Source organism: Mesorhizobium sp. Ca11 (genome assembly GCF_020165275.1).
Lineage (GTDB): Bacteria > Pseudomonadota > Alphaproteobacteria > Rhizobiales > Rhizobiaceae > Mesorhizobium.
In genome coordinates, this window is the sequence record NZ_JAIUHU010000002.1 from 141132 (window position 1) to 167849 (window position 26718).

Consider the following 26718-nt stretch of genomic DNA (forward strand, 5'->3'; position numbering starts at 1 on the left):
GCCTTCGAAGCGTCAGCTTTGCCGCCGCCTGCCTGATCGCTTCGGGGCGGCGTCAGCGCCGCCCGGCTGCCTGATGTGGTCGATGAAAGCGCGCAGCTTGGGCAACACCTGGTGCCTTTCCGGATAATACAGGAAAACGCCCGGCGTGGTTACCGCGAAGCGGCCGAGCAGCGCCTGCAGTCGCCCGTCGGCGATCGGCGCTTCGGCGATCGGGCCCGGTACCTGCGCCAGCCCGACACCCTGGATCGCCGCGCCGAGCAGCGACGGATAGTCGTGCGCGATGAGCGGTCCCGACACGATTGCCTCGACGGCCTTGTTGCCGTCGACAAAAGACCAGGGCGCGACCGAACCATTCGAGCGGCGCAGGCGCAGGCAGGCATGGTCGCGCAGGTCCTCGATGCGCTCGGGCGCCGCGCGCTGGCGCAAGTAATCCGGGCTGCCGACGACCGCCATCGGAAAGGAGGGCGTCAGGCGGACCGCGACCATGTCGGGCGCGATCAAGTCGCCCATCCGGATGCCGGCGTCGAATCCCTCGGCGGCGAGATCGGCCAGCTCGCCGCTGGCGACGATCTCCAGCTCGATCTCGGGATAGGTCTGGCAGAAGGAGGCGACCATCGGCTCCAGCAGCATCGGCACCACGGCCGGCGGTACCGAGAGGCGCAAGAGCCCCGCCGGCCGCTGGCCCATCCCGCGCGCGATCTCGCTCGCCGCGATCAGTTCCTCGAAGGCGGGCCGTGCGCGGGCGAAGAAGCGCTCGCCGGCTTCGGTAAGGCCGACGCTGCGAGTCGTGCGGATGAACAGCGCGGTGCCGATGCGCGCCTCGAGCGTTCGTATCGCCTGGCTGATCGCTGACGGCGTGACGGCGAGCTCGGCCGCCGCCTTGCGGAAATTGCGGTGCCTTGCGACGCTCAGGAATGCTTCGACGCCGTCGAGCGCGCCGTGCCTGACTGTGAAGTTCTGCTTCATGACCCATCGACATTATCGTGGATAGTGGTTCGCGGAAAGCGGCCGTATTCCTTCCATGACTTTGGAAGCCTGAAGGGAAGTGGCAATGACCGATGAACTCGATCGCGTGCGCGATCACTATCGCGCGACCGGCTTGACCGATCGATTGAAGAACGCACTGGCGGTGTTTGGGCCTGAGCAACAGCGGCTGAAGCCCGAACAGCTGGCGACCCTCGACCAGTTCCATACCCGCGGGCTGGCCGCGACGGCGGAGCTCGCCAACCTTGCCGTCATCACCGCCGGCATGTTCGTGCTCGACGTCGGATCGGGCGTCGGCGGGCCGGCCAGGTTTCTTGCTGAGACCTATGGCTGCGCGGTGACCGGCGTCGATCTCAGCGAACCCTTCGTCGAAGCCGCGCGCTATCTGACCATGCGCACCGGCCAAGACGACAAAGTGTCGTTCGAAGCCGGCAGCGCGCTGGCGCTGCCTTTCGAAAACAGCCGTTTCGATGCCGCGCTCTTGCAGCATGTGGCGATGAACATCGCCGACCGGCCGTTGCTCTACTGCGAGATCAGGCGCGTTTTGAAGCCGGGCGGAAAATTCGCGACCTTCGACGTCGTGCTCAACGGCGGCGATCCGCTCTATCCGATGCCCTGGGCGAAGACGCCGGGCGAAAGCTTCCTGCTGACGGCCGAGGCGACCTGCGAGACGATCGAAGCCGCCGGCTTCGGCACGCTCGTCCGCCGCGACGACACGGCTGCCGCCAAGGCCTGGTTCGCCGAGCTCCGTGCCTCCGGCCCGCCGCCTTCGCTCAATCTCGGGGTCGTCATGGGCCAGGGTTTCGCCGACTTCGCCACCAATCTCGGGCGCAATCTCATGGAGGGACGGCTGGGCATTCTGACGGCAGTGTTCGAGGCGATTCCGGCCAAGGCTTGATAGGGGGCGAAGATGTCACCTGCGATGATCTTCAACATCCATCTCGTGCTCGGCTACGTGCCGTGGCTGCTTTGCTTCGCCGCCTATATCTGGCCAAGGCTGAGGTCGATGGAGCCGATAGAGGCGCAGCGCGCCATCGCAACGCTGCACAGCTTCCGCTTCTTCGGGCTCGTCTTCCTCATCCCGGGCGTGGTCGGCCCCGACCTTGCACCTGCCTTCGCAAGCTTCGCCGCCTATGGCGACTTCGCCACCGGCTTGCTCGCCATGCTGGCGCTATTCACCGTGGCGAGGCCTGTGATCTTCTGGCCGCTGGTCGTCGCCTTTAACCTCGTAGGCGTGGTGGACATTGTCGGCGACTACTATCACGGCGTCGCGCTCGACCTTCCGGGCCATGCCGGACAGTTGGGCACGACCTATGCGATCCCGATCCTCTACGTGCCGCTTTTGATGGTCACGCATGTCGCGGCTTTCTATCTGCTGGCGCGTTCCAGGCGCCATCAGTTGGCGGCGACCTAGTACATAGGCGTCGCCATATGCTTCGGCGCCGGCCATTCGTTCGTGATCTCGGGCTGCACTGGCCGCTCGAGATAGGTCGACAGCACCACATAGCTGCGCGTCGAGGTCACGCCGGGCGTGTCGTAGAGACGGGCCAGCAGGCCTTCCAGCGCGCGTGTGTCCTCGGTGCGCACCTTGAGCAGCATGCAGGTGTCGCCGGCGACCGTGTGGATCTCCTCGACCTCCGGATATTTGGAGACCGCCATCAGCTCCGGCGTCTTGCCCCAGCCCCTGGTGTCGATATGCACGAAGGCAAGCAGCGGCTTCTTCACCGCCCTCGGATCGATGATCGCCGATGTGGCGCGGATGGCGCCGCTGCGCTTCAGCCGCTTGACCCGCTCATGCGCCGCCGGCGGCGACAGGCCGACGCGTTCGCCGAGCTCGGCATAGCTGATGGTCGCGTCCTCGACGAGGACGCCTAATATCTTTCGGTCGATAGGGTCGACCTCCCGGGCCGGATGCTTGTTCCGCTGAATGTCATCTGTTTCTGTGTCCATATTGAAATTCTCCATTGATGCGGAATTTAATTCGGCCATTATGATGATATGTCGAACAGCAATCAATCAGTAATTATGACTGAGGCGCCGCGCGCGCCGATCCCGGCCACGGCCTATCTGCTGACCGGCTGCATCGCCGTCATCGGCTCCAATTCGCTTGTTCTCGGACCGATCGCGCCGGCCGTCGCGGCATCGTTCGGCGCCAGCGTGCCGGCGGTGATGACGGCCGCCGCCGCCTTCGGCCTCGGCACGTCGGCCAGCGCGCTCTTCCTTGCCCGCTACATCGACCGGATCGGCGCGCGCCGCATGCTGCAGGGCGCGTTGCTGCTGCTGGCCATCGCGCTGGTCGCCAGCGCCTTGGCGCCGACAGTGGCGATGCTGGTGGCCGCCCAGCTCGTTGCCGGCATTGCCGCCGGCATCGCCATGCCGGCGATCTATGCCAGCTCGGCCGCGATCGCGCCGCCCGGCCGCGAAAGCGGCACCATCGGGGTCGTGCTGACCGGCTGGACGCTTTCCATGGTCGCCGGCGTCTCATTGTCGGCGGTGCTGGCCGATCTCATCCATTGGCGTGCCGTCTTCGCGGCCGTTGCAATGCTCGCAGGAACGGCCGTTGCCGGTTTGGCGATGAGTTCGCTGCACGATACCAGGAAAAGCGGCCCCGCGCCGTCGCCGCTTGGCGCGCTCGCCGTTCCCGGCATCCTGCCGCTGCTCATTGCCTGCGGCGCCTTCATGACCGCCTTCTACGGCGTCTACGGCTATCTCGGCGATCATCTCCACCAAGCCCTCGGCGAGCCGGTCAGCGCCAATGGCCTGGCGGCGGTCGCCTACGGTCTCGGCTTCGGCGCGGCCGCTCTGCTCGACGGCGTTATCGATCGCCTCGGCGCCCGTCGCGTCATGCCCTTTGCCTATCTGCTGGTCGCCGCCGTCTATGTCGCGATTGCCCTGGCAAGCGGCGGCTTCGGCCTGCTGATCGCGACGATCGGGGTCTGGGGCCTTGCCAACCATTTCGGGCTGAACGTGCTGGTCATGCGCCTCACCGCGCTCGACCCGTCGCGGCGCGGCACCATCATGGGCTTGAACAGCGCGGTCACCTATCTCGCCGTCACCGTCGGCACGGCAGGCTTCGGCCCGCTCTACACGAGCCTCGGCTTCGCCAATTGCGCGCTGATCGCGGCGGCACTGATGCTGGTGGCGGCGGGCGCAGCGGCGTGGCGGTCAGTCGGTCCTCGGTAACAGGCCTCAGTCTTCGCTTGCGGCCGGAATACTGTTTCGCACTTTCCTGGAATTGCTCTAAGGCTGGCTTGCGAACCGGAGTCGCAGCCGATGAAGACGAGTCTCGAGATCACCGCCGAGCCCTCGCCGCAGGACCTCGTTTTCCTGGGCGGAAGCCTTACCGCTTTCAACGATGCCGATGTCGGAGCGTCAGGCCGAAAGTCGCTCGCGGTTTTCGTGCGCGGGGAAACCGGCGCCCTCGTTGCCGGTATTTCCGGCTACACCGCCTGGGGCTGGCTCTACGTGCAGTGGCTGTGGGTCGACGAAAGACTGCGCGGAAAAGGCATTGCCGCCGGCATGCTCGACGCGGCCGAACAGGAGGCTGCCGCGCGCGGCTGCCACGGCGCCTGGATCGACACTTTCAATCCGATCGCCGAGAAGGTTTACCGGCGCCAGGGCTACCAACCGTTCGGATCGCTACCTGACTTCCCCATCGGCCGCAGCCGTGTCTTCCTGCAGAAGAAGCTGTCGGCCTGATCAGCCCGCCAGTTTTCCGCCGCGCATCGGCTTTGGCGCGCCGGTGGTGCTCGGAAAGCTGATCGGCAGGCCGCGCAGCACGCGCACGGCGAGGAAAGCGAAACATTCCGCCTCGACGGCGTCGCCCTTCCATCCGAGCGTCTCGGCCTGCACCACTTCGACGCCAGCGCGGCTTTCGAGCATTGCCATCATCGTCGGGTTGTGGCGGCCGCCGCCGCTCACTGCCAGCCGCTTCGGCCTGCGCGGCAAAAGGTCGAGCGCCTTGCCGACGGCCGAGACGGTGAAGGCGGTCAGCGTCGCAGCGCCGTCCTCGGCGTTCAGCCCTTCGGCCATCGCCGCGGTGAAGTCGAAGCGGTCGAGCGATTTCGGATAGGGCTTCGTCAGGTACGGATGCTGCAAGAGCCTGGCGAGCCGTTCCTCGTCGACCTTGCCTGCGGCGGCCAGCCTGCCGTCGCGGTCCATCTCGCCGAGGCCTTTCGACTTGATGAAATCGTTGACCGGCGCATTGGCCGGACCGGTGTCGAAGGCGACGATTGCGTCTTTGCCGTCCCACCATGTGATGTTGCCGACACCGCCGAGATTGAGCACCGCAGTGTCGCCGCTGTCGTCCGCCTCTTTAAGCAACGCGGCATGATAGGCGGCGGCCAAAGGCGCGCCTTGCCCGCCGGCCGCGACATCGGCCGAGCGGAAATCATAGGCGACCTTGGTGCCGAGCAGCGAGGCCATCAGCTCGCCATCGCCGAGCTGGCGGGTGCGGCCGATGCGCCCCGGCTGCGGGGCGCGATGCAGCACGGTCTGGCCGTGGAAGCCGACGACGCCGATATCGGCCATGCTCGTCCCCTGGCTCTCGACCAGATCCCTGACCGCCGCCGATTGCGCGCGCGTCAGCGCCTCCTCGGCTTCGCGAAAAATCGCCGGCTCCGGCCCTTCGAAATTCCAGGCGCGCGCCTGGCGCAGCGTTTCTTCCAGCAGGGCGCGGATCGATTGCGGATAGGGGGCCAGCGTGTAGGTGCCGGTGTCGGCGATGCGCTCGCCGTCCGTCTTGATCAGCGCCACGTCGATATTGCCGTCGAGCACCGTGCCGGTCATCAGGCCGACGGCCCAGATTGGTTCCATGGTCGTTCCTCGAATCGCCCTTCATTCACGTGTCGGACGGATCGGCGCGGCAGGCAAGTGTCTCGCTACACCCGAGCAGGCGGCGCATAGACCGACGGCTTTTGCATCGAATGGTGAAAGCGGAGCAACGCCGTTCTTGCCTCTCGTCGAAGAAGGCGCGAGGCTGCGAACAAGACCATCGGCCGGGCGACTGCCCGGATGGACTATCGCAAGGAGAAAATGCCATGGCAGCCAACGTCGCAGTGATCGCGGGCGCCGGTTCCGGGTTAAGCGCCTCACTGGCGCGACTTCTCGCCAAGCAGGATTTCCGTGTCGTCCTTGCCGCCCGCAACGTCGACAAACTGGCCGCGCTGGTCAAGGAAACCGGCGCGCAGGCCCTCGAAACAGACGTATCGGACGCAGCCTCCGTGGAGCGCCTCTTCGAGACGGCCGACAAGGCAGGTCCCCTCGAAATTGCCGTCTTCAACGCCAGCGGCCGCACGCGCGGCCCAATCGCCGAACTCGACGCGCAAGCGGTCAAGCAAGCCCTGCTCGTCGGCGCCTATGGTGGCTTCCTTGTCGGCCAGCAGGCGGCGCGCCGGCTTCTTGCACGTGGTTCCGGCTCGATCCTGTTCACCGGCGCCAGCGCAAGCCTGAAAGGGTTCTCCGGTTCCGCCGGTTTCGCCATGCCGAAATTCGGCCTGCGCGGGCTGGCGCAATCGATGGCACGCGAGCTCGGTCCGAAGAACATCCACGTCGCGCATTTCATCATCGACGGCCAGATCGAGCCGGCCGGGCAGGCGCCCGAGTCCGACCGGCCGGATCGTCGCCTCTCGCCCGATGCGATCGCCGAGACCTATCTCGCCGTCCATCGCCAGCATCGCAGCGCGTGGAGCTTCGAGGTCGAGCTGAGGCCCTGGGTCGAGACGTTCTGACGATCCCTCGCACGAACCGGGCAACAACACGCCCCGCCGCGGACTCGTTTATTTTAGAAAGTCTGCATGTATCCTGAGACCATTTCGGCCGTCTGCAATGTAAAAAAGCGCAAAACAAAAGATACCTTTACTTAACTTCGGCGTGCATACTGCGCATCGGTCAGAATTGTTGTCCGGCTCTCCTGCACGATAGAGAAATGCGCATGCCGCTCACACGTCGCACGCTGTTTGCAGCCGGAGGCGGAGGGCTGCTGCTCGCGCAGGCGCAGGCGCTGGCCACGCCGGCCCAGGCGCAAGACGCTCCCAAACCCATCGTCAGCGACAACAAGCTACGCATCGCCATGCCGGCTTTCGCTTCCGATCCCTTCTTCCCGGCCGACGGCTCTGGGGAGAGCGGCATCGATATGGACCTGGCGCGTGGCATAGCCGCGGAACTCGGCGTCGAACCGGTGTTCGACCGATCAGCCGGGACCTTCGACGCCATGGTGCAGCAGCTGACGTCCGGCCAGGCGGACCTGGCGATCGGCAAGCTGAGCCGCACCCTCCGGCGCGGCCGCTCGATCCTCTATTCGCGGCCTTACGCCATGCTGCACCAGGGGCTGCTGGCGAACCGCGTCAACCTGGCGCGCATCACGCAGGGCAAGCCGGCTGAACAGATCATCCGTGATTTCTCCGGCGATCTCGGCGTGATCGAAGGCTCGTCCTTCGCCACCTACGCGGCCGCCACGTTTCCGCACGCCACGATCCAGCGCTTCGCCGGCTGGAACACGGTCATCGATGCGATCCGCAACGGCACGATCGACCTCGCCTATCGCGACGATTTCGAGATCAAGAAGCTGATGGTCGACGATCCGTCGATGACGGTGGTCGCACGCTCGATCACGCTGACCGACAAGGTCGACACGATCGCCGTCGGGATCAGCCCGGCCAACCCGCATCTGGCGGCCTTCGTCGATCTCTATCTCGATCTCGCGCGAGGCCAGCAGGTCCTCAACACCGACGAGATCATCGCGCGTTATCGCCAGGGGAGCAAAGCCTGACAATGGCCGTCTCGGATGTAGCCGCAGCCATGCCTTTCGATTGGCGCCTGGCGGCAAAGCGCATCCTGCGCTCGCCGGCGACGACGATCATCATGATCCTGGCCGGGATCCTGTGCGGCCTCTATTACCCGGCCTTCGCCCATGCGATCAGCCCTGTCGCGCAGGTCTACCTGAATTTCCTCAAGATGGTCGTCCTGCCCTATCTGGTCTCGTCGGTGATCTTCTCCATCACCGCCATGGTCCAGGACCCGAAATCGGTCCGCTATCTCGGCAAAGTCGGCATAGCGGTACTGGTCGTGTCGTTCCTCGCCGTGCTGGTCAGCGGCACATATTCGCTGATCCTCAAGCCCGGCCAGATCGAGAACCCGCAGTCGCGCATCGAGCTCGGCGAGTTCATCAATTCGCAAGGCAGCGTCTCCACCGATCTCGCATTCCCCTTCCAGCCGCCGCCGACCGGGGATCCGAACAGCGGACATTCGATCTTCCTGGATCTGGTGCCGAACAACGTTTTCAACGCCCTGGCCTCGGGCCAGACCATCCAGGTCCTGTTGTTCTGCCTGCTTTTCGGGCTCGCGATGGGCAAGATTCCCCAGCCCTCGTCGCTCAGCCTCTCACAGGCGCTCAACGCGGTGTACAAGGCCTGCACCGTGCTGACCAACTGGTTCGTCTGGGGATTGCCCTTCGCTACCTTCATCCTGATCGCCGACCAGACCGCGTCGACCGGCATCAAGCCGCTGATGCTGATGGGTGGCTACCTGCTGGTGATGGGCCTTTCCTGCGTGACATTCCTCGCCGGCGCGTTTGCCGTCATCGCCATACGCTCGCGGCGGAGCTACTGGGCCACGATCAAGACCCTTCAGCCGCTTCTGATGGTGGCCATCACAACGCGCTCCACGGTCGCCTCGCTGCCCTGGGTCATCAACCTTTTGACAGAGCGCCTGAGGTTCAACCTGGTGGTCGTCGAGCTGCTCGTGCCCCTCCAGGCTGCGCTTCTGCGGACCGGCCCGGCGCTGGTCTACACCTCGGGCGTCCTGTTCATCGCCCAGCTCTACGGCCATCCCCTGGCGATACCGGACCTCTTGCTTGTCGGCGTCGTCTCCGCGCTTCTGGCGCTGACGACAGGCGGCATGGGCAGCCTGCTCATCCTGTCGCAGATGTCCATTGTCTGCGGCTATCTGAAGCTTCCCTTCGAGGCGGCGTTCGTCCTGTTCGTCGCGGTGGACGCGGCCGTGGACACGCTGATGACGCTGTCCAGCGTCTCCACCGTGGCCGCAAGCACGGCAATGATCGCGCCCAGCCACCGGGAAGCGGCGCAGGCTGCTGAAACAGTCGCACAAGAGCTCGAAGCCGAGCCCGCCCGATGATCGACGACGGCATCCGTCCGCAGCTCGGCATCATCGGTGGTCTCGGGCCGCTCGCATCGGCCGACTTCTACTTTAAGCTGACCCGGATGACCGGGGCGCTGCGCGACAACGAGCATGTGCCTTCCGTCATCCTCAGCGTGCCGCAACTGCCCGACAGGACCGAAGCGATCCTGGCTGGTCATGACGGGCCGCTGGCGCCGCTGCAAGCTGCGGTCTCGACGCTCAACGCGCTCGGCGTTTCCTGTATCGCCATGCCCTGCAACACCGCCCATCATTGGTACGACAGGCTGGCGGCGAACTCGCCAGCCGAGATCATCCACATCGGCGACGCGGTGGTGGCGGAGATCCGCCGGAGCCTGGACCGGGGCAGAGTTGCGAACCTCGCAACCCGGGGCACGCTTGCCTCCGGCTTTTATCAGGACAGGATTTCGCCGGCGGGGTTCGAGGTCTGCGTTCCGGCAGACGCGGAATTCCAGGAACGCGTCGACAGCGCGATCAATCTCGTAAAGGCAGGCTCGATTGCGGAAGCCGCGGCTGAGACTGAGCGCGCGCTCGATCTCGCGCAAATGGCCGGCGCCGATGCAGCGCTTCTTGGCTGCACTGAATTGTCCGTGGTGGCGGCCAGCCTGAACGATCCGAATGGGCTGCTGGTCGTCGACAGCAATGCGGCCCTGGCGCGGGCCTGCCTGACCCGATTGGGCTTTGCCACGCAGGAGGCGCGCGGTTTGCCGTCCGTCTCGTCGCTGCCGGGAGGCGACCGATTGCCCTTGCGCCTTGCCCGGCGCGCTTCATAGGCGCTGCCGCCTTTACGATATCGAACATCCGCTCAACGGGCGTGCTCCAAGTCATCAAATCTTTGAGAGAATATTTCCCGCACTCCGCTTCAGAGGAAATGCGCTTCTTTGCCCGATGAGGCAGCATTGATGATCCTGAAAACAAGGCTTCGCATTCCGCCAGGCCGAACTGATTTCAGGATTGCAAGGAACGCATCATGTCCGACGCTTCAAAGTCTCTCGTTACGTCAGTCACCAGGCGCGCCGGACTTGGCGTGCTTCTCGCCACGACATTGGCCGTCATCAGTCTTGGTGCGCCGTCGCCATCCTTCGGCGAGGACAAGAAGTCGATCAAGGTCGGCATCATCAGCGGTGAGGATGAGGATGTCTGGCGCGTCGTCACGGCCGAGGCGGCCAAGAAAGGGCTGACCATCGAGACCGTCGTCTTCAACGATTACACCCAGCCCAACGAGGCGCTGGACCGCGGCGAGATCGACGCCAATGCCTTCCAGCACAAGCCCTACCTCGACAACCAGATCAAGACGCAAGGCTACCACATCGTGCCGGTCGGCTATACCGGCGTCTGGCCGATCGGCCTTTATTCGAAGAAGCATGCCAAGGTCGCCGATTTGCCCGAAGGCGCGGTGATCGGCCTGCCGAATGATCCTTCCAACGAAGGGCGCGCACTGCATGTCCTGGAGCATGAAGGCCTGATCAAGCTCAAGGACGGCACGGGCATCCTGGCGACGACCGCCGACATTGCCGACAACCCGAAGAAGCTCGAGATCAAGGAGCTCGACGCCGGCATCGTCGGCCGCTCGGTGGACGATCTCGACGCCGCCGTCGTCAACACCGACTGGGCGCTGAAGAGCGGCCTCGGCCCGGAAAACCGCATCGCGCAGGAGCCGGTGGCCGACAATCCCTATCGCAACTTCATCGCTGTCAAGGCGGGCAACGAGAACGAGCCATGGGTGAAGACGCTGGTCGCTTCCTACCAGAACGAAACGGTGAAGGCCGAGTTCGACAAGGTCTACAAGGGCACCGGGATCAGCGCCTATTGATCGGCGCCTGGCTGCCAGAAATAGGCGGCCCGCTGCTGAGCGGGCCGCCGTCGCGTTTGCGCGGCACAGAAACGGACATAGAAATGAACCACCATGTCACGGCCGAACGCGCCGATCCGGTCCACATCCAGCCGACCGGGCGGGAAGACGTTGTCCGCCTCGTCGGCCTGAAGCGCCGCTTCGGCGCGACGCCGGCGCTCGACGGCGTCTCGCTCACGGTGCGCAAGGGCGAGATCCTCGGCATCATCGGCCGCAGCGGCGCCGGCAAGTCGACGCTGATCCGCTGCCTGAACGGGTTGGAGCGGGCCGATTCCGGCGAGGTCTTCATCGAGGGCCGCGAAATCGGCCGCCTGAGCGAACGCGAGCTGCAGCCGCTGCGCCGACGCATCGGCATGGTCTTCCAGCACTTCAACCTTCTGTCGGCCAAGACCGTCGAGGAGAATGTCGCGCTGCCGCTCAAGATCGAGGGCCGCCCGCGCGCCGAGCGTATGGCGCGCGCGGCCGAGCTGCTGCAATTGGTCGGCCTGTCGGAGAAGGCGAAGGCCTATCCAGCCTCGCTGTCGGGCGGGCAGAAACAGCGCGTCGGCATCGCCAGGGCCCTTGCCGCGCGACCGGCGCTGCTTTTGTCAGACGAGGCGACCTCGGCGCTCGACCCGGAGACGACGCGTTCCATTCTTGCTCTGCTGAAAGACATCAATGCCAGGCTCGGCCTCACCATCCTGCTCATCACGCATGAGATGGAGGTGATCCGTTCCATCGCCGACCGCGTGGCGGTGATCGATGCCGGCCGGATTGTCGAAGAGGGGGCCGTCTGGCAGGTCTTCGCCGATCCGAAATCGGAGATCACGCGCAGCCTGCTCGGCGGCATCCGGCCGCAGCTGCCGCCCGAGATCGCCAGCCGATTGGCCAAAGGCGAGGGCGGGGAAACGATTCTGCGCATCGATGTGGCCGGCGAGGTAGCGCATCGCCCGCTGCTGTCTGAGCTGAGCGCCAGTGTGCCCGGCCCGTTCCGGCTTGTGCATGGCGGCATCGATCATGTGCAACAGCAGCCCGTCGGCACGCTGTTCGTGGCGATTCCTGGAGCTGACGCCGCGCATCTGGCGGCGGTTATCGCTTTCTTGAAAGACCGCGGCGCGCGGGTGGAGGTGCTTGGCCATGTCGCCGGTCCTGTTTGAACTCCTGCTTCGCTCGATCTGGGAAACGGTGCTGATGACCGGCGCGTCCGGTATCATATCGCTCGTCTTCGGCCTGCCGCTCGGCCTTGCCCTGGTCGCCACCGATCGCGGCGGCATCGCCGAGAGCCTTTGGGTCAACCGTACTCTCGGCGCCGTCATCAACGGCTTCCGGTCGGTGCCTTTCATCATCCTGCTGGTGGCGCTGATCCCGGTGACACGGCTGATCGTCGGCACCTCAATCGGCACCTGGGCGGCGATCGTGCCGTTGTCGATCGCCGCCACGCCCTATTACGCCCGCATCGCCGAAGTCTCGCTGCGCGAGGTCGACCACGGGCTGATCGAGGCGGCGCGCGCCATGGGTGGTAATCGCTGGACGATCATCCGCGAGGTGCTGGTGCCGGAGGCGCTGCCGGGCATCGTCGCCGGCTTCACGGTGACGCTGGTGACGCTGGTCGGCGCCTCGGCCATGGCCGGCGCCATCGGTGCCGGCGGTCTCGGCGACCTGGCCATCCGCTACGGCTACCAACGCTTCGAGACCAGCGTCATGGTCGCCGTGGTCGTCGTTCTCATCGTGCTGGTCTGCGGCATCCAGTGGATCGGCGACCGGCTCGTCGCGCGGCTGGATCATCGCTGACCAGGGGCGCCGGCGCGAACGCAATTTGCCGCAAAAGACGGGAATTGAGCGCCGGCTTGCTCCGTTTGCAACGAGATTGGGCGGTGCGTTTCTTCACCCGTGATGATGCTGATGTCATCGTGCCAAGGATCGCTAGAGCAATTCCAGGAAAAGTGCGTAGCGGTTTTCCGTTCGGAATTGCGCCAAAACTAAAGAGAGCAATTCCAGGAAAAGTGCGCAGCAGTTTTCCGTCCGGGATTGCGAAAAACAAAGAGTTACCGCCAAGAGGAGCCTGTCCATGGCCAGAATAATCCCGGTGCTCGATCTCGATCGCCTGGAGCAGGGCGCATCGGAACTGCGGACATTTCTGTTCGATCTGCGTACCGCCGCGCGCGATGTCGGCTTCTTCTATCTGAGCGGCCACGGCATCACCCAGCCGGAGATCGATGCAGTGCTGGGCGCCGCGCGCCGCTTCTTCGCCTTGCCGGAGGCCGACAAGCTCGACATCGAAATGGTCAAGTCGCCACAGTTTCGCGGCTATACGCGCGCCGGCGGCGAGCTGACCAAAGGCAAGGCCGACTGGCGCGAGCAGCTCGACATCGGCGTCGAGCGCACGACGATTGTGCAAGGGCCGGGCGTGCCGGCCTGGACGCGGCTGCAGGGTCCGAACCAGTGGCCTGCCGCGCTTCCCGATCTGAAGCCCGCGCTGCTTGCCTGGCAGGCCAAGGCGACCGATGTGGCGATCCGGCTGCTGAAAGCCTTCGCGCTGTCGCTAGACCAGCCGGAGGATGCTTTCGATCCGATCTATCGCGGCGAACCCAACCACCGCATGAAGATCGTGCGCTATCCCGGCCGCAATGCCACCGGCGACGACCAGGGCGTCGGCGCGCACAAGGATGGCGGGTTTCTCACGCTTCTGCTGCAGGACGAGAACAAGGGCCTCCAAGTCGAATATGACGGCAGCTGGGTCGATGTCGACCCGATCCCGCGAACGCTCGTCGTCAACATCGGCGAGTTGCTGGAGCTCGCCTCGAACGGCTATCTCAGGGCAACCATGCATCGCGTCGTCACGCCGCCGGCCGGCGTCGAACGCATTTCGGTGCCGTTCTTCTTTAGCGCCCGGCTCGATGCCACGATCCCGCTGCTCGACCTGCCGGAGGAGCTCGCTGCCGAAGCGCGCGGCCCGGCCAGCGATCCCGACAATCCGCTCTTCCGCAACGTCGGAACCAATGTACTGAAAAGCCGCCTGCGGTCGCATCCCGACGTGGCGCGGCGTCACTATGCCGACCTTCTGGAAAAAGCAGTGGCCATCGGCTGACGATTTCGTTGGATTTGAGCGAGATTTTTTCGCGTTTCCCGTCTTTTTTGGAATTCCGTTCGTGGAAAATACGCCGCTTCAGGCCCACATAGGAACCATCGCTCGGTGTTTTCCTCCCATTGCGCCGGGCGATGTTCCCCTCTGAAGGTTATGACCTTCATACTTTGGCCGGGCCGCTTTCGCGCCCGGCCTTTTTCTTATCTGCGTCGGGAATCCTCCGGTCAGACCGGCGAAGCGCTCGGCCTGCATTTGGATGTCGACCCCTTCACCGGCTCCGACTCGTCAGCCGCCGCCGCTCGAATATTTCGCGCGCTCGAACCTCAAGCGCGTTTTCCTCGCTATTCCATCCTGACATGAATGCGCGAACCGTTGTGTTACGGTGTTGGTGATGTTCACGGCATCCGCTCGGACCTGCCGTAAAGTGAAGAGGAGAGTTCGCCACGTCCAGGATCAGCCGCCGCGCCTTGCTCTTTCACTCCGGCTGCGCGGTCGTCGCCTCGACCGTCGCAGCAAACGGTCACGGCACGAAGGCGCCGAGGCCTGACCGGCAACCATCCAATGACCTGTTCGCCCTGATTGAGGCGCACAAGGCAGCGTACGCAGCGTTCGGCAAGGCCGTCCACAAAAGGGGCAGCCATAGCCGTGACCACATCGAGGCCGGCCGAGAGGAGGAGAGAGCGCTGCTGGCCATCTGCGCCTATCGGGCGGTCAAGCAAGGCGACCGCCTGGCCAAGGCCCGATACCTTTTGGAGATCGAGGCGCGCGGCGAGCTCGACCTGCCAGAACACATGCAGGCCCTTCTGCGCTCTACGGTGTGAAAGGCATGAGACTTCCAGCGCATAGACCGTCGAACCCGCCGCAGTGCTGAAGGTTTCGGGGCTTACGATCATCTGTTCGCGACGAAGGTGCTGACGTGGCTCGGTGTGATGCAGTGACTGAAATCGGCGTGGACTTAGCTCATCATCTTCGGCAATCCCACCGCCAGCGCGTCGACGGCCAGCCGCACTTTCAGCGGCAGATGCGGCGCCTGCAGCCGGAGCGCATGGCAGTCATAGAGATAGTCGCGTTGCTCAGGCAGCAGGCGGACCAGTGTGCCGCCCTCGATGCGTTGTCGCACCAGCCAGTATGGCAGCCAGGCCAGTCCCATGCCGTCGGTTGCCGCGTCGGCGATGGCGTCGAGGTCGTCGAGCCGCAGCCGGCCGGCGGGGGCGATCTGCGTCACCGAGTCATCGTCGCGCGTAAACAGCCATGGCTGCAGCACGTGGCCGAGCCGCCGGTAGACGATCGCCTGATGGCTGGCGATGTCTTCGGGCTGAAGCGGTCGGCCGAAGCTTTCGATGTAGGACGGCGACGCGCAGACGATCATGCGCTGCCGCGCGACGCGGCGCGCAATGATGCCGGCCCTGTCATCCAGCGTTCCGGTGCGGATCGCCAGGTCGAAACCGTCCTCGACGAGATCGACGAAGCGATCGCTGAGCGACAGGTCCAATTCCAGCGTCGGATAACGCCGGGCCAGCTCGATTAGGATCGGCGTGACGCAGTGGCGACCGAAATGCGCCGGCATCGTCACGCGCAGTGTGCCGCGCGGCTCGGACAACTGATCGGCTGCCAATGCCTCGGCCGCTTGCGCTTCGGCCAGCACGATGCGGCAGCGCTCGTAATAGGCGCGCCCGAAATCGGTCAGGCTCTGCCGGCGCGTGGTGCGGTTGATGAGCCGCATGCCGAGCCGCTCTTCGAGGAAGCGGACATGCTTGCCGACCATCGGCCCCGACAGGTCGAGCGCCGCCGCGGCGGCCGCGAACGAGCCGAGATCGGCAGCCTTGACGAAGACCTCCATGCTTTCGAGGCGATCCATATTCAAAACCAATCGTTTCGACTGTTCTGCCTATGTGCCGATTTATCGGTTCTCGATACCGCTGCATAGTCCATTCCATCGATTGGGTTTGGAGTTTCAGGCATGGCAAGGGTTGTTCGCTTTCACAGTCACGGCGGTCCCGAGGTGCTTCGCATCGAAGATATGGATGTTCCGTCGCCGGGGCCCGGCGAGGTGCGGATCCGCGTCAGGGCGCTGGGCTTGAACCGCGCCGAAGCCTTGATGCGCAACGGCTCTTACATCGAGACGCCGACGCTGCCGTCGGGCCTCGGCCTCGAAGCGGCGGGGGTGGTCGAGGCGGTGGGAGCCGGCGTGGAAGTCTTCGCACTGGGCGATGCGGTCAGCATCATCCCGCCGCGTTCCATGGCGCGCTGGCCGGCCTATGGCGAGCTCGTGAATTTCCCGGCCGAGCTTGTGGTGAAACATCCGCCATCGCTTTCATTCGAGGCCGCCGCCGCGACATGGATGCAATATCTCACCGCCTATGGCGCGCTGGTCGATATCGCGCGTCTCGGCCCTGACGAGCCTGTCGTCATCACCGCCGCGTCGAGCAGCGTCGGACTGGCCGCCATCCAGATCGCCAACAGAATTGGCGCGGTGCCGATCGCCGTCACCCGAACATCGGCCAAGAAGATGGCGCTGCTCGACGCCGGCGCAGCGCATGTGGTGGCCTCTGCCGAGGAGGATATCGAAGCGAGGCTGAGGGAGATAGCACCGCAAGGCGTGCGCGTCGTTCTCGACGCGGTCGGCGGCCCGATCTTCACGCCGCTTACCGCCGCGATGGCGCCCGGCGGCATTCTCATCGAATATGGCGGCCTCAGCCCCGAGCCGACGCCGTTCCCGCTGCCCGATGTCCTGGCGAAGACGCTGACGCTGCGCGGCTACCTCGTCCACGAGATCACCGGCGATCCCGCCCGGCTTGAAGCCGCCAAGGCCTTCATCCTCGACGGCCTCGCCGCAGGCGCGCTGAAGCCGGTCATCGCCAGGACGTTTCCGTTCGAGAAGATCGCCGAGGCGCACCGTTTTCTGGAAGCAGGCGAACAGTTCGGCAAGATCGTGGTGACCGTTTGAGGCTCTCTTCAGCCGGAAAAGCGACTATCTGCTTGGCAGCGGTGCTGCGTCGGGCCAAACTGGTCGTTCCGCATGCCTGCCTCAAGGAGACTTCGAAGATGACCGCCAATGTTTTTTCCGGCTGCATGCCGGCGCTGATGACGCCTTGCACCGATGACCGCCTTCCCGACTTCGACGCGCTGGTGCGCAAGGGACGCGAGCTGATCGCCGCCGGCATGTCGGCCGTCGTCTATTGCGGCTCCATGGGCGACTGGCCGCTGCTGACCGACGCGCAGCGCATGGAAGGCGTCGAGCGCCTGGTGAAGGCCGGCGTTCCGGTGATTGTCGGCACAGGCGCGGTCAACACCGCCAGCGCCGTGGCGCACGCCGCCCACGCGCAAAAGGTCGGCGCGCGGGGCCTGATGGTGATACCGCGCGTGCTCTCGCGCGGGCCGTCGGTGACGGCGCAGCGCCATCATTTCAAGGCGATCCTTGCCGCCGCGCCCGACCTGCCGGCCGTCATCTACAACAGTCCCTATTACGGCTTTGCCACGCGCGCCGATCTCTTCTTCGCGCTGCGCGCCGAGCATCCGAACCTGGTCGGCTTCAAGGAGTTCGGCGGCCCGGCGGATTTGCGCTACGCGGCGGAAAACATCACCAGCCGCGACGACGACGTTGCGCTGATGATCGGCGTCGACACCGCTGTCTTCCACGGCTTCGTCAATTGCGGAGCATCCGGCGCCATCACCGGCATCGGCAATGTCCTGCCCAAGGAAGTGCTGCATCTGGTGGGCCTCAGCCAGGCGGCGGCGCAAGGCGATGCCGAAGCGCGCCGGCTGGCGCAGGAACTGGACGCGGCACTGGCCGTGCTGTCCTCTTTCGACGAGGGACCGGACCTCGTGCTCTATTTCAAGCACATGATGGTGCTGAAGGGTAATCCCGAATACAGGTTGCACTTCAACGAGACGGACGCGCTGAGCGACAGCCAACGCGGTTATGCCGAGCAGCAGCTCAAGCTCTTCGACACCTGGTATGCCCAGTGGTCGAGGCAGCCCGTCATGGCAAGATACGCGGCCTGAGCCGATCGGTCCGGCGCAAAGTCTCCGGCGATCCAGGGCCTGTTTGACAGCTGCACCCCGTTCGGCCAAAGCCTCAATAGGCCGCGGCCGAGCCGGGTATGGCCTGAAGACGCTCGATGTCCTGACGGGGCGGGGCGCCGAACAGGCGCCGATATTCGCGGCTGAACTGGGACGGGCTGTCATAGCCGACCGCGAAACCGGCCGTGCCGGCGTTGGCCCCGTCGGCCAGCATCAGCCTTCGCGCTTCCTGCAGGCGTAGCTGTTTTTGATATTCCAGCGGGGTCATGCGCGTGATCGCCTTGAAGTGAGCATGAAGCGACGACGCGCTCATGCCTGACGCCGCGGCAATCTCGTCGATCCGCAATTGCGCCTGGAAGCCGTTCCGAATCGTAGCGATCGCGCGGCTCACCTGGTTCAGGTGGCTATCCACGGTTCCCATTTGACGAAGCGTTGCGCCATGCGGACCGGTAAGCAGACGGTAGAGGATTTCGCGCTCTATCAGCGGGGCCAGAACATCGATGGTTTCGGGGCGATCGAGCAGCTTCACCAATCGGCTCGCGGCATCGATCAGGTCCGGGTCGCTTGGATAGACCGCAAGCACAGGCAAGTCCTTTTCGCCAGAAGCCCGCCGCTCCGTCACCAGCAGATCGGCAAGTGCCGCGAGGTCGAAGTCGATCTTGCAGCATAGATATGGTGCGGCCGGACTGGCCTCGAGAACATGGCCGACCAGAGGCAGGTCGACCGAAACAAGAAGATAGCTCGATGCATCATAGACCACGCTCTGGTCTGCCAGCGAGACGCGCTTCGACCCTTGGGCGATTATGCAAAGCGAGGCTTCATAGACCGCCGGCACCGGCGCGCTGGGCCGGTCGGCACGAATGAGCGTCAGCCGGGGGATCGCGGTGCTTGAAATGCCGGCACCCCTGGCATGCCGGGCAATCAGCCCGGCCAGTTCGGTGATTTTTTCCATGCCGCATAAATCTGCATGACGCGGAATGTTGCAAGGCTTGTCCGCCTCGTTTGGAGGATTGTGCAAACTCTTTGGACGATCACGCTACCGGTCTTCGCCTGTGCGGCGCCATTTTCCATCCCGTCACCGCAAGCCAAAAAGGAACGATCATGACGGGACTGAAAGACAAGGTTGTACTCATCACCGGCGCATCGAGCGGCATCGGCGAAGCGACGGTACGAGAGCTTGCCGCGGCCGGCGCCAGACTGTTCATCGGAGCCCGACGCGCCGAGCGTCTGAAGGCGCTGGCCGAGGAAATCGGTGAACGCGTCGCCTGGCGCGAGCTCGACGTAACGGATGCCGAGAGCTTCGACGCTTTCGCCGATGCCGCTCATGCCCAATTCGGCCGGATCGATGCGCTGGTCAACAATGCCGGCGTCATGCCGCTGTCGCCGCTTGCCGCGGTGAAGCGCGATGAGTGGGCGCGCATGATAAACGTCAACATCTTTGGCGTGCTGAACGGGATCGCTTCGGTGCTGCCGCGCTTCGTCGCGCAGAAAAACGGGCACATCGTCAACGTGGCGTCCGTCGGCGCGCATCTCGTGCTGCCCACCGCGGCGGTCTACTGTGGCACGAAATACGCGGTGTGGGCGATCACCGAAGGCCTGCGGCAGGAGCACGACGACATCCGCGCCACGATCATCTCCCCCGGCGTGACAGCGACCGAATTGGGCGACGACATCAGCGACTCGCAGGTGGCAGCGGCTTTGAAAGAGTGGCGGCAAAAGTCGCTGACGCCGGACGCCATCGCCCGCGCAATCCGCTTCGCGCTCGAACAGCCCGACGGCGTCGACGTCAACGAAGTGATCGTGCGCCCGACCGCCGCCAACATGTGAGTGAACGTCAGGGACTGGCAATGAACAGGCCGGAGCTTGTTGCCGGCCTGTTCGCACGCGCGGGTCAGGCGGCCTTGACCTTCAGGTCTTCCTCGCCGCGCACCATCCTGGTCACGCCGGCGAAGTCGAGCTTGCCGGAACCGAGCACCGGCACTTTCGCCACGACGCGCACTTCGGCCGGCACCATCAGGTCCATGGCCCCGTTCGCCTTGGCGAAGGTCAGGAACTCGGCGCGGGTGGCGTTGGGCGCTTCCGTGATCAGGATCAGCTTCTCGCCCTTGCGCGCATCGGGCAGCGTGGCGACGGCCGACAGCGAGCCTTTCCAGAGTTCGCCGGCCAGCGCCTCCACCGCGGCCAGCGAGACCATCTCGCCGCCGATCTTGGCGAAGCGCTTGGCGCGGCCGCGGATCGAGATGAAGCCCGCGTCGTCGACTGTCACGACGTCGCCGGTGTCGTGCCAGCCATCGGCGAGCGGCTCGATCACGCCCGGATTCTCGGCGCGAAGATAGCCGGCCATGACGTTCGGGCCGCGCACGAAAAGCCGGCCGCCTTCGTCGACGCCGGGCACCGGCTCGAGGCGGTATTCCATGCCGGGCATGATTTTACCGACGCTGCCCGACTTGTTGTACATCGGCGTGTTGATGGCGATCACCGGCGCGGTTTCGGTCACGCCATAGCCTTCCAGGATGCGCAGGCCGAACTTCTCCATATAGGTCGTGCGCGTGGCGGCCTTGACCGGTTCCGCGCCGGCGAAGCAGTAGCGCACCGAACGGAAGTCGTACGGATGCGCCGTGCGGGCATAGCCCGACAGGAAGGTGTCGGTGCCGAAGATGATCGTGGCGTTCGAGGCATAGATCAGTTCCGGCACGATGCGGTAGTGCAGCGGCGAGGGGTAGAAATAGACCGGCACCCCGGAGATCAGCGGCAGCACCGTGCCCGCCGTCATGCCGAAGGAGTGGAAGATCGGCAGCACGTTGAACACCTTGTCGCCCGAATGGAAGTCGATGCGCGAGGCGGCCTGGGCGGCATTGGCCAGGATGTTGCGGTGGGTGAGCACCACGCCCTTGGGCGTGCCTTCCGAGCCCGAGGTGAACAGGATCGCTGCCGGATCGTCCGCTTTGCGCGCCACCCGCGGCGTCGTCTTGCGCAACAGGCCGAGTAGCTTGTCCTTGAGGCCGATCGTGGCCCGCAGGTCGTCGAGCCAGACGATGTCGACCGAGCGGCCGATCTCCTCGACGACTGGCCCGAGCTTTGCCTGTTCGACGAAGGCGCGGGAGGTGAGCACGGTGCGCACCTCGGCCGCCTTGCAGGCCGACAGGATGTTCGCTGCACCGGCGGTGAAGTTGATCATTGCCGGAACCTTGCCGGCCGACATCACGCCGAGAAGTGCCGCGCAGGCGCCGTTGGCATTGGGCAGCATGATGCCCAATGTCTGCTGGCCGGCATAGAGATGCTCGAACTTCTCGCCGAGCACCGCAGCGGCCGTCAGCAGCTTGCCGTAGCTCAGCGACCCGGTAACCGGATCCTGCACGGCGAGCTCCTTCATGCCGCGCTCGTTGGCGGTCTCGATGATCTTCTCCAGCACCGTCTTGTCGATGTCCTGGGTGCGGAAGACCAGGTCCGACATCACCTGGTAGAGCGCGGAGCCCGCCGCGGCGCGGCGCTGGCGGCCCTTCAGTTCCTGCGGGACTTCGAGCTTCACCGGTTCCAGGATGGTCACCTTGACCTTCGGGAATAGGCGATGGCGCACATGCTGCGAGGTCAGCCGCGAGAAGTAGCTCTTCTCCAGCCCCTCGATGCGCACCGGCACCACCATCGAGCCGGTCTTGTCGGCAACCATGGCCGCGCCGTCATAGACCTTCATCAGGCCGCCGGTGACGGTGATGCGGCCTTCCGGAAAGATGACCAGCGGATCGCCGCCCTGCACGATCTTGATCAGTGTGCGGGTCGACATAGGTTTCGCGGGATTGAGCGGCAGCGCGCGAGCAAGCTTCATGAACGGCTTCATCCACCAGGCCTGTGCGATCGTATAGTCGATGGCGAAGACTGGTTCCTCGTCGGTCAGGGTCAGGGCCAGCGGACCGTCGAGGAAGCTGACATGGTTGAGGGCCAGGATCGGCGCCTTGCCGGCCGCCTTGAGGTTTTCGATGCCCTCGATCTCCAAGCGCAGGAAGGCGCGGAAGAGGATCGAGACGAAGTCGCGGAACGGATTGGTCGGCAGGAATTTCAGCATCAGCCAGGCAGCGATCGCGTTGGCTACCACGAGGCCGAACAGGATGCCGGCGATCGAAACGCCGGCGGCCTGAATCGCGGCGACGAGGATGCCGCCGACGGTCATGAAACCGGCATTGACGATGCTTACCGCGGCCACGACGCGGGCGCGGCGCGCTTCCGGCGACCAGGCCTGCACGGCGGCGAAGGTCGGCACCACCAGGAAGGCGGCGGCGATGGCCATGCCGGCGAGGTCGATGGCGACACGAATGGTGTTAGGCCCGGCGAAGAAGGCGGCAAGCGTCTCGGCTTTGGGCGAAGGCTGCATGCTGCCGATGGTCCAGGCCAGATGCAGGCCGAACAGCGCCAGCAGCGCGGTGCCGACCGGCGCCGGCAGCAGCACCATGCGCCCTTGCGACATCCAGGCGGCGATGGCCGAGCCGATGGCGATCGAGACGGCGAACACGGCGAGATAGGCGGTGACGGCGATCTCGTTGCCGCCGAGCGAATCCTTGATCATCGCCGGCAGGATCGACAGCACGATCGCGCCGACCAGCCAGAACCAGGAGGTCATCAGGCCGGCACGCCAGATGCGCGTGTCGGTGCGCAAGTCGGCGACCTGCCGCCAGGTCGACCGGAAGATGTTCCTGTCGATGGCGAGGTTGGGTGCGGCCGAACCGGTGGACGGGATATAGCGGCTGACGAACCAGCAGCCGACGGCCAGCGCCATCATGATCGGTCCGAACACCCAAACGCCGATACCATCGGCGGAGACGACGCCGCCGGCGATGGTGCCGCCGAGGATCGCTGCGAACGTGGCCGACTCGATCCAGGCATTGGCCTTTGGCAGTTCCTTGCGCTCGAGATGATCCGGCAGGATGCCGTATTTGATCGGCCCGAACAGCGCCGAGATGGTGCCGAACATCAACAGCGCCGTCATCAGCACCGGGATCGACGACAGCGCGATGCCGGCGACGGCGACGGCGGCCGCGGCGATCTCGGTGAACTTCAGCCGCCGCGCGATCAGCGCCTTGTCGAAGCGGTCGGCGATCTCGCCGCCAAGCGCCGACAGCAGCAGGAAGGGCGCCATGAAGACAGCCCCCGCCAGCGTCACCAGCGACGCGGCCTGGTCCTTGGCTAGCGTGAAGAGAATGAGGAATACCAGCGTGTTCTTCAGGAAATTGTCGTTGAAGGCTGAGAGGAATTGCGTCCAGAAGAGAGGCGCGAAGCGCCGCGACATCATCAGATGGGTGTTCATGGCAATTTCCATTGGGCAAGGCCGGCTGGCAATCCGATTGGACTGAGCGGACACTTGCGCGGTTTGAGCCTTGTTTATCGGGAAGCCGTTAAACTTCGTTACTGCGATTCAATCCAATCCATTTGTTTCTTGTTTTTGGCGCCTGGGATCCGTCGTTCATGATCGGCCTCCAGGCTTTCCAGGCGCTTGACTGTTTGCGGGCTTGGCTGTCGGCGAGCATCGATATGACCCTTTCGTTTCAGCGTTACGCCGGATCGGCACCGGTCTGTTTCAGGCCGGATACATTGCTTTGAACGCTGTTCACGAATGCACTATAGCACATCGTGAACGACGTTCAAGAGAAAAATGAACGATGTTCACAAATGGCCTGACCGGTACTGTCAGGAGAGCAACGGAACGTTAGAGAGGTTCTCAAATTTTACGGCGGCTGGAGCTACACCGGCGCGCCGCAAACGGCTATCAATCGTTGCGACGTCATTGCTTCGGGGTGGTGAGAGGCGCGCGGCTTGCAGCTGGATTTGAAGACAATCGAGGCATTGGCCCCCGATCAGGCTTCGCTTGGCGCCGCGGCCAAGCTGACCAAGCGGTCGAACTGGCCCAGGCTTGAAGCACATGAACAGCTTCCGCTCATCTGGGGCGAATGCCAGGGCTCAGGATCCAACCCGTACCGGGTCGCATTCGACACCTCCGATCACGGCTATAAATGCACGTGTCCGTCGCGAAAATTTCCGTGCAAGCACATACTGGCGTTGGCGTGGATCGGTGCCACGGCGCCCGACAGCTTCGCGCGTGTCGACCAGACGCCCGACTGGGTGAACGACTGGCTCGGCCGGCGCCGCAAGCCAGGACAGCCGCCGGCGCAAGCGCCCGCGCGCGCGGAAGGCAAAAGCATCGACGAGGCATCGCGGCCGGAAGAGACCGCTCCTGTTGAGGACGCTGCTGCCGCCGAACGCCGCGAGGCCGCGCAGCGCAAGCGGGCCGAGGACACGCGCAGCGCGGTTTCTGCGGCGCTCGATGAGCTCGACCAATGGATCGCCGATCAGCTTCGGCTCGGTCTCGCCGGCTTTGTCGGCGCCAGCAGTGAACGCTGCCGCCGCATCGCGGCGCGTCTTGTCGATCTGAAGGCGACGACGCTCGCCGGGCGCATCGACGAGTTGCCGGCGCGGCTGATGGCGCTGCGCGGCGAGGAGCGCCCGGACGCCGCGATCCGCGAGCTCGGCAAGCTGGTGCTGCTCGGCAAGGCCTGGCGTGCCGCGCCCGACGATGCCGAATTGAAGCGCCTGGTCTCGACGTCGGAGACGCGCGACCAGATCCTCGCCAACCCCGATGCCGTCCGGGTCGAGAGCGACTGGGAGGTGCTTGGCGAAAAGATCGAGACGCGGCGCGACGGCCTTGTAAGCCACGCCACCTGGTTGCTCGATCTCAGGAGTCCAACTCCACGATTTGCACTCCTGCTCGATTTCTTCCCGGCATCAGCGGGGCGGCGCTCCGGCGCTTTTGCCCCCGGGGACCGCTTCAAGGCGAGGCTGGTGTTCTACCCATCCCGCAATCCGCTCAGGGCGCTGGTCGCGGAGCGGCTGGGCGACGCGTCGCCTGGCGCATGGCCGGCGTTCGCCGGCGGCGCCGAGACCGATCCGCTCGCCGCTTATTCCGTATTCCAGGACAAAACGCCTTGGTTGTCCGATTGCCCGCTCATCCTGCCGGCCGGCGTGATCGCGCTGGACGAAAGGGACGGCGCCTGGTGGCAGGCGGCGAACGATCCGCATGGCATCGCCTTGCCTGTCGCGGGTTCGGTCAATCAAACCTTGCTCGGTCTCGACCTCGCGGCGACGGCCGCGCTGTGGAATGGCGCGAGGCTCGAGCTTCTGGCTTCGCAAAGCAGCATGGGGAGGCTCGACCTGTCGTGAACGAGCTCGACCAGGCAGGGCTGGCGAGGCTGCGCGACGGCTGGATTTCCGGCGGCGCTGCTTTCGAATTTGCTCCCGCCGAATGGAAGGAAGTCGTGGCGGCGGCCAGACCGGACGAGCAGGAGCGGCGGCTGCTGGCCATTGCTGCGCAGGCGCTGGACGTCGCGCTTCGCCCGGCGGCGCCAAAAAGTTTGAAACGCCGTCCGCCACTGCCGGTGCTGGCCTTGCCGATGCTTCCTGAACGGCTGCGGCCGTTGCTGCGTGCCGCACTGAAATATGCAGCCGATGCGAGGCTCAAGGGTCGCGTGGCCACGCTCGTCGTCAGCCGAGGCTTCGTGCTGCATCCGATGGATTGGATGCCCGCTGCGACGGATCAGGAAAGCCCTGATGTCTATGCGCCTTGGGTCGACTGGCAAGCAGGCGCCGAAGGCGAAAAACGGTCCGGCCGCGAGCAACTGACGGCGGAAACCTGGGACGACTTCTATCCAGCCGCGCGCCGTATTGCCTTGATTGATTTACGGCGCACCAGGCCTGCCTTGGCGCGGACTCTCATCGAGACCAAAGGGACAAGCGAACCGGCGGAGGTCAGGCTTCCACTTGTCGAACTCATGCGTTTCGGCCTTGGTGCCGATGACGTTCCGTTTCTGAAGAGCTTGTCCGCCGATCGCTCAGGCAAAGTGCGCGAAATGGCCGGCCGGCTCCTGGCAAGGTTGGGCGAACGTGGCAATCCAACTGATGGCGGGCCGGAGAATCCGATAGCCGAGCTCGCCGCTTTCATCGAGGAAGGCAAATCCGGCTTCATCCGGCGCCGCACCACCTATGCGCCGATAAAAATCAAGTCGCCCGCGCAACAGGCACGTCGCGCCGACTTGTTCGCGTCTTGTTATTTCGGCGATCTCGTCGCTCACTTCGGCAAGACGGAGTCCGATTTCATCGGGGCATGGCAGTTTGGCGTCGATGATAATGCCGACCTCTTTCTCGTTCGAATGGTCTCGGCGTCCGGCGGCGATGCGGCGGTGGCTTGTTTGGCGGACCTGCTCGTCGCCGCCGGCGGCAGGTTGGCGCTTCTCGTCCTCCAGCTCATGTTGCGTTTGGACGGCGGCAGAAAACGTCTCCTGATCAGGCAGATCCTGAATGACGCTCAAAATCTGGCCGCGCTCGCCCTGGTCGAAGGCGCCGAAGCAGGCTGGCTGGAATGGGGCAACCTCACAAGCGGCAAGGCGCTTTCGGCGCTGCGTGCCGCCGTCTCGGGTGACAACGACATCATGAAACGAAGCGCCGAGCAGTATCTCGAAACCATGGGTTTTCTCGCCACGGCGGCGACGGCGGAAAAATTGATCGGCGAGGTCGTTGCCGCAGGCTTGCCGCCCGCATCCCCATCGCTCGGTCTGCTGCGGCTCAACGCGGCGCTTGCCCAGAACCAATCCCACAGATGATC

Annotated in this window: 24 protein-coding genes; 18 read left to right on the top strand and 6 right to left on the bottom strand. The window is 64.8% G+C overall.

The window, feature by feature from the left end; genetic code table 11:
- Window positions 1-12: 12 nt before the first annotated feature.
- Window positions 13-966 (bottom strand): LysR family transcriptional regulator, encoded by a 954-nt coding sequence (locus LB538_RS04455; protein WP_224527796.1) that lies wholly within the window; start codon window positions 964-966, stop codon window positions 13-15.
- 85 nt (window positions 967-1051) lie between these two features.
- On the opposite strand from LB538_RS04455, the gene LB538_RS04460 reads away from it, so the two are divergent.
- A complete protein-coding gene (locus LB538_RS04460) occupies window positions 1052-1882 on the top strand; it encodes a class I SAM-dependent methyltransferase (protein ID WP_224527799.1) in 831 nt (276 codons plus the stop codon).
- A 12-nt stretch (window positions 1883-1894) separates the two neighbouring features.
- Entirely contained in the window at window positions 1895-2398 is a 504-nt protein-coding gene (locus LB538_RS04465) for a hypothetical protein (protein WP_224527804.1), read from the top strand.
- On the opposite strand, the gene LB538_RS04470 is transcribed toward LB538_RS04465, so the two are convergent.
- Complete coding sequence (locus LB538_RS04470; RefSeq protein WP_224527806.1) at window positions 2395-2934, bottom strand: Lrp/AsnC family transcriptional regulator; 540 nt, start codon at window positions 2932-2934, stop codon at window positions 2395-2397. The two genes, LB538_RS04465 and LB538_RS04470, sit on opposite strands and share 4 nt — an antisense overlap.
- A 48-nt stretch (window positions 2935-2982) precedes the next feature.
- Between LB538_RS04470 and LB538_RS04475 the strand changes: the two genes are divergently transcribed.
- The gene (locus tag LB538_RS04475) at window positions 2983-4167 is read left to right on the top strand and encodes an MFS transporter (RefSeq protein WP_224527809.1); all 1185 of its coding nucleotides are present in this window, start codon (window positions 2983-2985) and stop codon (window positions 4165-4167) included.
- 90 nt (window positions 4168-4257) lie between these two features.
- On the top strand, window positions 4258-4683 hold the full coding sequence (locus LB538_RS04480) for a GNAT family N-acetyltransferase (protein WP_224527813.1): 426 nt from the start codon (window positions 4258-4260) through the stop codon (window positions 4681-4683).
- Here LB538_RS04480 and LB538_RS04485 read toward each other — a convergent pair whose 3' ends face one another.
- Window positions 4684-5799 (bottom strand): anhydro-N-acetylmuramic acid kinase, encoded by a 1116-nt coding sequence (locus LB538_RS04485; protein WP_224527816.1) that lies wholly within the window; start codon window positions 5797-5799, stop codon window positions 4684-4686. It abuts the gene before it with no gap.
- Window positions 5800-6023: 224 nt separating this feature from the next.
- Here LB538_RS04485 and LB538_RS04490 point away from each other — a divergent pair, with 224 nt between their 5' ends.
- The 9 genes from LB538_RS04490 to LB538_RS04530 all read left to right on the top strand — a co-directional run bounded on the left by LB538_RS04490 (window position 6024) and on the right by LB538_RS04530 (window position 14875).
- A complete protein-coding gene (locus LB538_RS04490; protein WP_224527819.1) occupies window positions 6024-6713 on the top strand; it encodes an SDR family NAD(P)-dependent oxidoreductase in 690 nt (229 codons plus the stop codon).
- A 203-nt stretch (window positions 6714-6916) separates the two neighbouring features.
- Window positions 6917-7753, top strand: a complete 837-nt coding sequence (locus LB538_RS04495; RefSeq protein WP_224527822.1) for a substrate-binding periplasmic protein — start codon at window positions 6917-6919, stop codon at window positions 7751-7753.
- Window positions 7754-7755: 2 nt separating this feature from the next.
- The gene (locus LB538_RS04500; protein WP_224527825.1) at window positions 7756-9117 is read left to right on the top strand and encodes a dicarboxylate/amino acid:cation symporter; all 1362 of its coding nucleotides are present in this window, start codon (window positions 7756-7758) and stop codon (window positions 9115-9117) included.
- A complete protein-coding gene (locus LB538_RS04505) occupies window positions 9114-9911 on the top strand; it encodes an aspartate/glutamate racemase family protein (protein ID WP_224527828.1) in 798 nt (265 codons plus the stop codon). The genes LB538_RS04500 and LB538_RS04505 overlap by 4 nt, the downstream gene beginning before the upstream one ends.
- A gap of 197 nt (window positions 9912-10108) precedes the next feature.
- Window positions 10109-10951: a MetQ/NlpA family lipoprotein gene (locus LB538_RS04510; RefSeq protein WP_224527832.1), complete on the top strand. Its 843-nt coding sequence runs from the start codon at window positions 10109-10111 to the stop codon at window positions 10949-10951.
- Between the two features lie 83 nt (window positions 10952-11034).
- Window positions 11035-12126, top strand: coding sequence for a methionine ABC transporter ATP-binding protein (locus tag LB538_RS04515; RefSeq protein ID WP_224527835.1), 1092 nt, complete (start codon window positions 11035-11037; stop codon window positions 12124-12126).
- Window positions 12107-12760, top strand: a complete 654-nt coding sequence (locus LB538_RS04520) for a methionine ABC transporter permease (protein ID WP_140844297.1) — start codon at window positions 12107-12109, stop codon at window positions 12758-12760. Before LB538_RS04515 ends, LB538_RS04520 begins: the two co-directional genes overlap by 20 nt.
- Window positions 12761-13037: 277 nt before the next feature.
- Entirely contained in the window at window positions 13038-14057 is a 1020-nt protein-coding gene (locus tag LB538_RS04525; protein ID WP_224527838.1) for an isopenicillin N synthase family dioxygenase, read from the top strand.
- Between the two features lie 464 nt (window positions 14058-14521).
- Window positions 14522-14875 (top strand): hypothetical protein, encoded by a 354-nt coding sequence (locus LB538_RS04530; protein WP_224527841.1) that lies wholly within the window; start codon window positions 14522-14524, stop codon window positions 14873-14875.
- Window positions 14876-15009: 134 nt separating this feature from the next.
- On the opposite strand, the gene LB538_RS04535 is transcribed toward LB538_RS04530, so the two are convergent.
- Entirely contained in the window at window positions 15010-15912 is a 903-nt protein-coding gene (locus tag LB538_RS04535) for a LysR family transcriptional regulator (RefSeq protein ID WP_224527842.1), read from the bottom strand.
- A gap of 102 nt (window positions 15913-16014) precedes the next feature.
- On the opposite strand from LB538_RS04535, the gene LB538_RS04540 reads away from it, so the two are divergent.
- Together LB538_RS04540 and LB538_RS04545 are read left to right on the top strand one after the other, a co-directional pair.
- Window positions 16015-17001, top strand: a complete 987-nt coding sequence (locus tag LB538_RS04540) for a zinc-dependent alcohol dehydrogenase family protein (RefSeq protein ID WP_224527847.1) — start codon at window positions 16015-16017, stop codon at window positions 16999-17001.
- Between the two features lie 98 nt (window positions 17002-17099).
- A complete protein-coding gene (locus LB538_RS04545) occupies window positions 17100-18059 on the top strand; it encodes a dihydrodipicolinate synthase family protein (protein ID WP_095768895.1) in 960 nt (319 codons plus the stop codon).
- A gap of 73 nt (window positions 18060-18132) precedes the next feature.
- Here LB538_RS04545 and LB538_RS04550 read toward each other — a convergent pair whose 3' ends face one another.
- Entirely contained in the window at window positions 18133-19029 is an 897-nt protein-coding gene (locus tag LB538_RS04550) for an AraC family transcriptional regulator (RefSeq protein ID WP_224527849.1), read from the bottom strand.
- Window positions 19030-19178: 149 nt separating this feature from the next.
- Between LB538_RS04550 and LB538_RS04555 the strand changes: the two genes are divergently transcribed.
- Window positions 19179-19904, top strand: a complete 726-nt coding sequence (locus tag LB538_RS04555) for an SDR family oxidoreductase (protein WP_224527852.1) — start codon at window positions 19179-19181, stop codon at window positions 19902-19904.
- Between the two features lie 64 nt (window positions 19905-19968).
- Here the strand turns inward: LB538_RS04555 and LB538_RS04560 are convergent, their stop codons facing one another.
- Window positions 19969-23373, bottom strand: a complete 3405-nt coding sequence (locus tag LB538_RS04560; protein WP_224527855.1) for an acyl-[ACP]--phospholipid O-acyltransferase — start codon at window positions 23371-23373, stop codon at window positions 19969-19971.
- Window positions 23374-23909: 536 nt separating this feature from the next.
- On the opposite strand from LB538_RS04560, the gene LB538_RS04565 reads away from it, so the two are divergent.
- Entirely contained in the window at window positions 23910-25280 is a 1371-nt protein-coding gene (locus LB538_RS04565) for an SWIM zinc finger family protein (protein ID WP_224527908.1), read from the top strand.
- On the top strand, window positions 25277-26716 hold the full coding sequence (locus LB538_RS04570) for a DUF5691 domain-containing protein (RefSeq protein WP_224527857.1): 1440 nt from the start codon (window positions 25277-25279) through the stop codon (window positions 26714-26716). The genes LB538_RS04565 and LB538_RS04570 overlap by 4 nt, the downstream gene beginning before the upstream one ends.
- Window positions 26717-26718 lie beyond the last annotated feature (2 nt).

What these genes read in the sequence shown, in the direction of transcription:
- LB538_RS04455 (WP_224527796.1), bottom strand. Translation starts at nt 966, where the DNA reads ATGAAGCAGAACTTCACAGTCAGGCACGGCGCGCTCGACGGCGTCGAA.
- LB538_RS04460 (WP_224527799.1), top strand. Translation starts at nt 1,052, where the DNA reads ATGACCGATGAACTCGATCGCGTGCGCGATCACTATCGCGCGACCGGC.
- LB538_RS04465 (WP_224527804.1), top strand. Translation starts at nt 1,895, where the DNA reads ATGTCACCTGCGATGATCTTCAACATCCATCTCGTGCTCGGCTACGTG.
- LB538_RS04470 (WP_224527806.1), bottom strand. Translation starts at nt 2,934, where the DNA reads ATGGACACAGAAACAGATGACATTCAGCGGAACAAGCATCCGGCCCGG.
- LB538_RS04475 (WP_224527809.1), top strand. Translation starts at nt 2,983, where the DNA reads ATGTCGAACAGCAATCAATCAGTAATTATGACTGAGGCGCCGCGCGCG.
- LB538_RS04480 (WP_224527813.1), top strand. Translation starts at nt 4,258, where the DNA reads ATGAAGACGAGTCTCGAGATCACCGCCGAGCCCTCGCCGCAGGACCTC.
- LB538_RS04485 (WP_224527816.1), bottom strand. Translation starts at nt 5,799, where the DNA reads ATGGAACCAATCTGGGCCGTCGGCCTGATGACCGGCACGGTGCTCGAC.
- LB538_RS04490 (WP_224527819.1), top strand. Translation starts at nt 6,024, where the DNA reads ATGGCAGCCAACGTCGCAGTGATCGCGGGCGCCGGTTCCGGGTTAAGC.
- LB538_RS04495 (WP_224527822.1), top strand. Translation starts at nt 6,917, where the DNA reads ATGCCGCTCACACGTCGCACGCTGTTTGCAGCCGGAGGCGGAGGGCTG.
- LB538_RS04500 (WP_224527825.1), top strand. Translation starts at nt 7,756, where the DNA reads ATGGCCGTCTCGGATGTAGCCGCAGCCATGCCTTTCGATTGGCGCCTG.
- LB538_RS04505 (WP_224527828.1), top strand. Translation starts at nt 9,114, where the DNA reads ATGATCGACGACGGCATCCGTCCGCAGCTCGGCATCATCGGTGGTCTC.
- LB538_RS04510 (WP_224527832.1), top strand. Translation starts at nt 10,109, where the DNA reads ATGTCCGACGCTTCAAAGTCTCTCGTTACGTCAGTCACCAGGCGCGCC.
- LB538_RS04515 (WP_224527835.1), top strand. Translation starts at nt 11,035, where the DNA reads ATGAACCACCATGTCACGGCCGAACGCGCCGATCCGGTCCACATCCAG.
- LB538_RS04520 (WP_140844297.1), top strand. Translation starts at nt 12,107, where the DNA reads ATGTCGCCGGTCCTGTTTGAACTCCTGCTTCGCTCGATCTGGGAAACG.
- LB538_RS04525 (WP_224527838.1), top strand. Translation starts at nt 13,038, where the DNA reads ATGGCCAGAATAATCCCGGTGCTCGATCTCGATCGCCTGGAGCAGGGC.
- LB538_RS04535 (WP_224527842.1), bottom strand. Translation starts at nt 15,912, where the DNA reads ATGGATCGCCTCGAAAGCATGGAGGTCTTCGTCAAGGCTGCCGATCTC.
- LB538_RS04540 (WP_224527847.1), top strand. Translation starts at nt 16,015, where the DNA reads ATGGCAAGGGTTGTTCGCTTTCACAGTCACGGCGGTCCCGAGGTGCTT.
- LB538_RS04545 (WP_095768895.1), top strand. Translation starts at nt 17,100, where the DNA reads ATGACCGCCAATGTTTTTTCCGGCTGCATGCCGGCGCTGATGACGCCT.
- LB538_RS04550 (WP_224527849.1), bottom strand. Translation starts at nt 19,029, where the DNA reads ATGGAAAAAATCACCGAACTGGCCGGGCTGATTGCCCGGCATGCCAGG.
- LB538_RS04555 (WP_224527852.1), top strand. Translation starts at nt 19,179, where the DNA reads ATGACGGGACTGAAAGACAAGGTTGTACTCATCACCGGCGCATCGAGC.
- LB538_RS04560 (WP_224527855.1), bottom strand. Translation starts at nt 23,373, where the DNA reads ATGAACACCCATCTGATGATGTCGCGGCGCTTCGCGCCTCTCTTCTGG.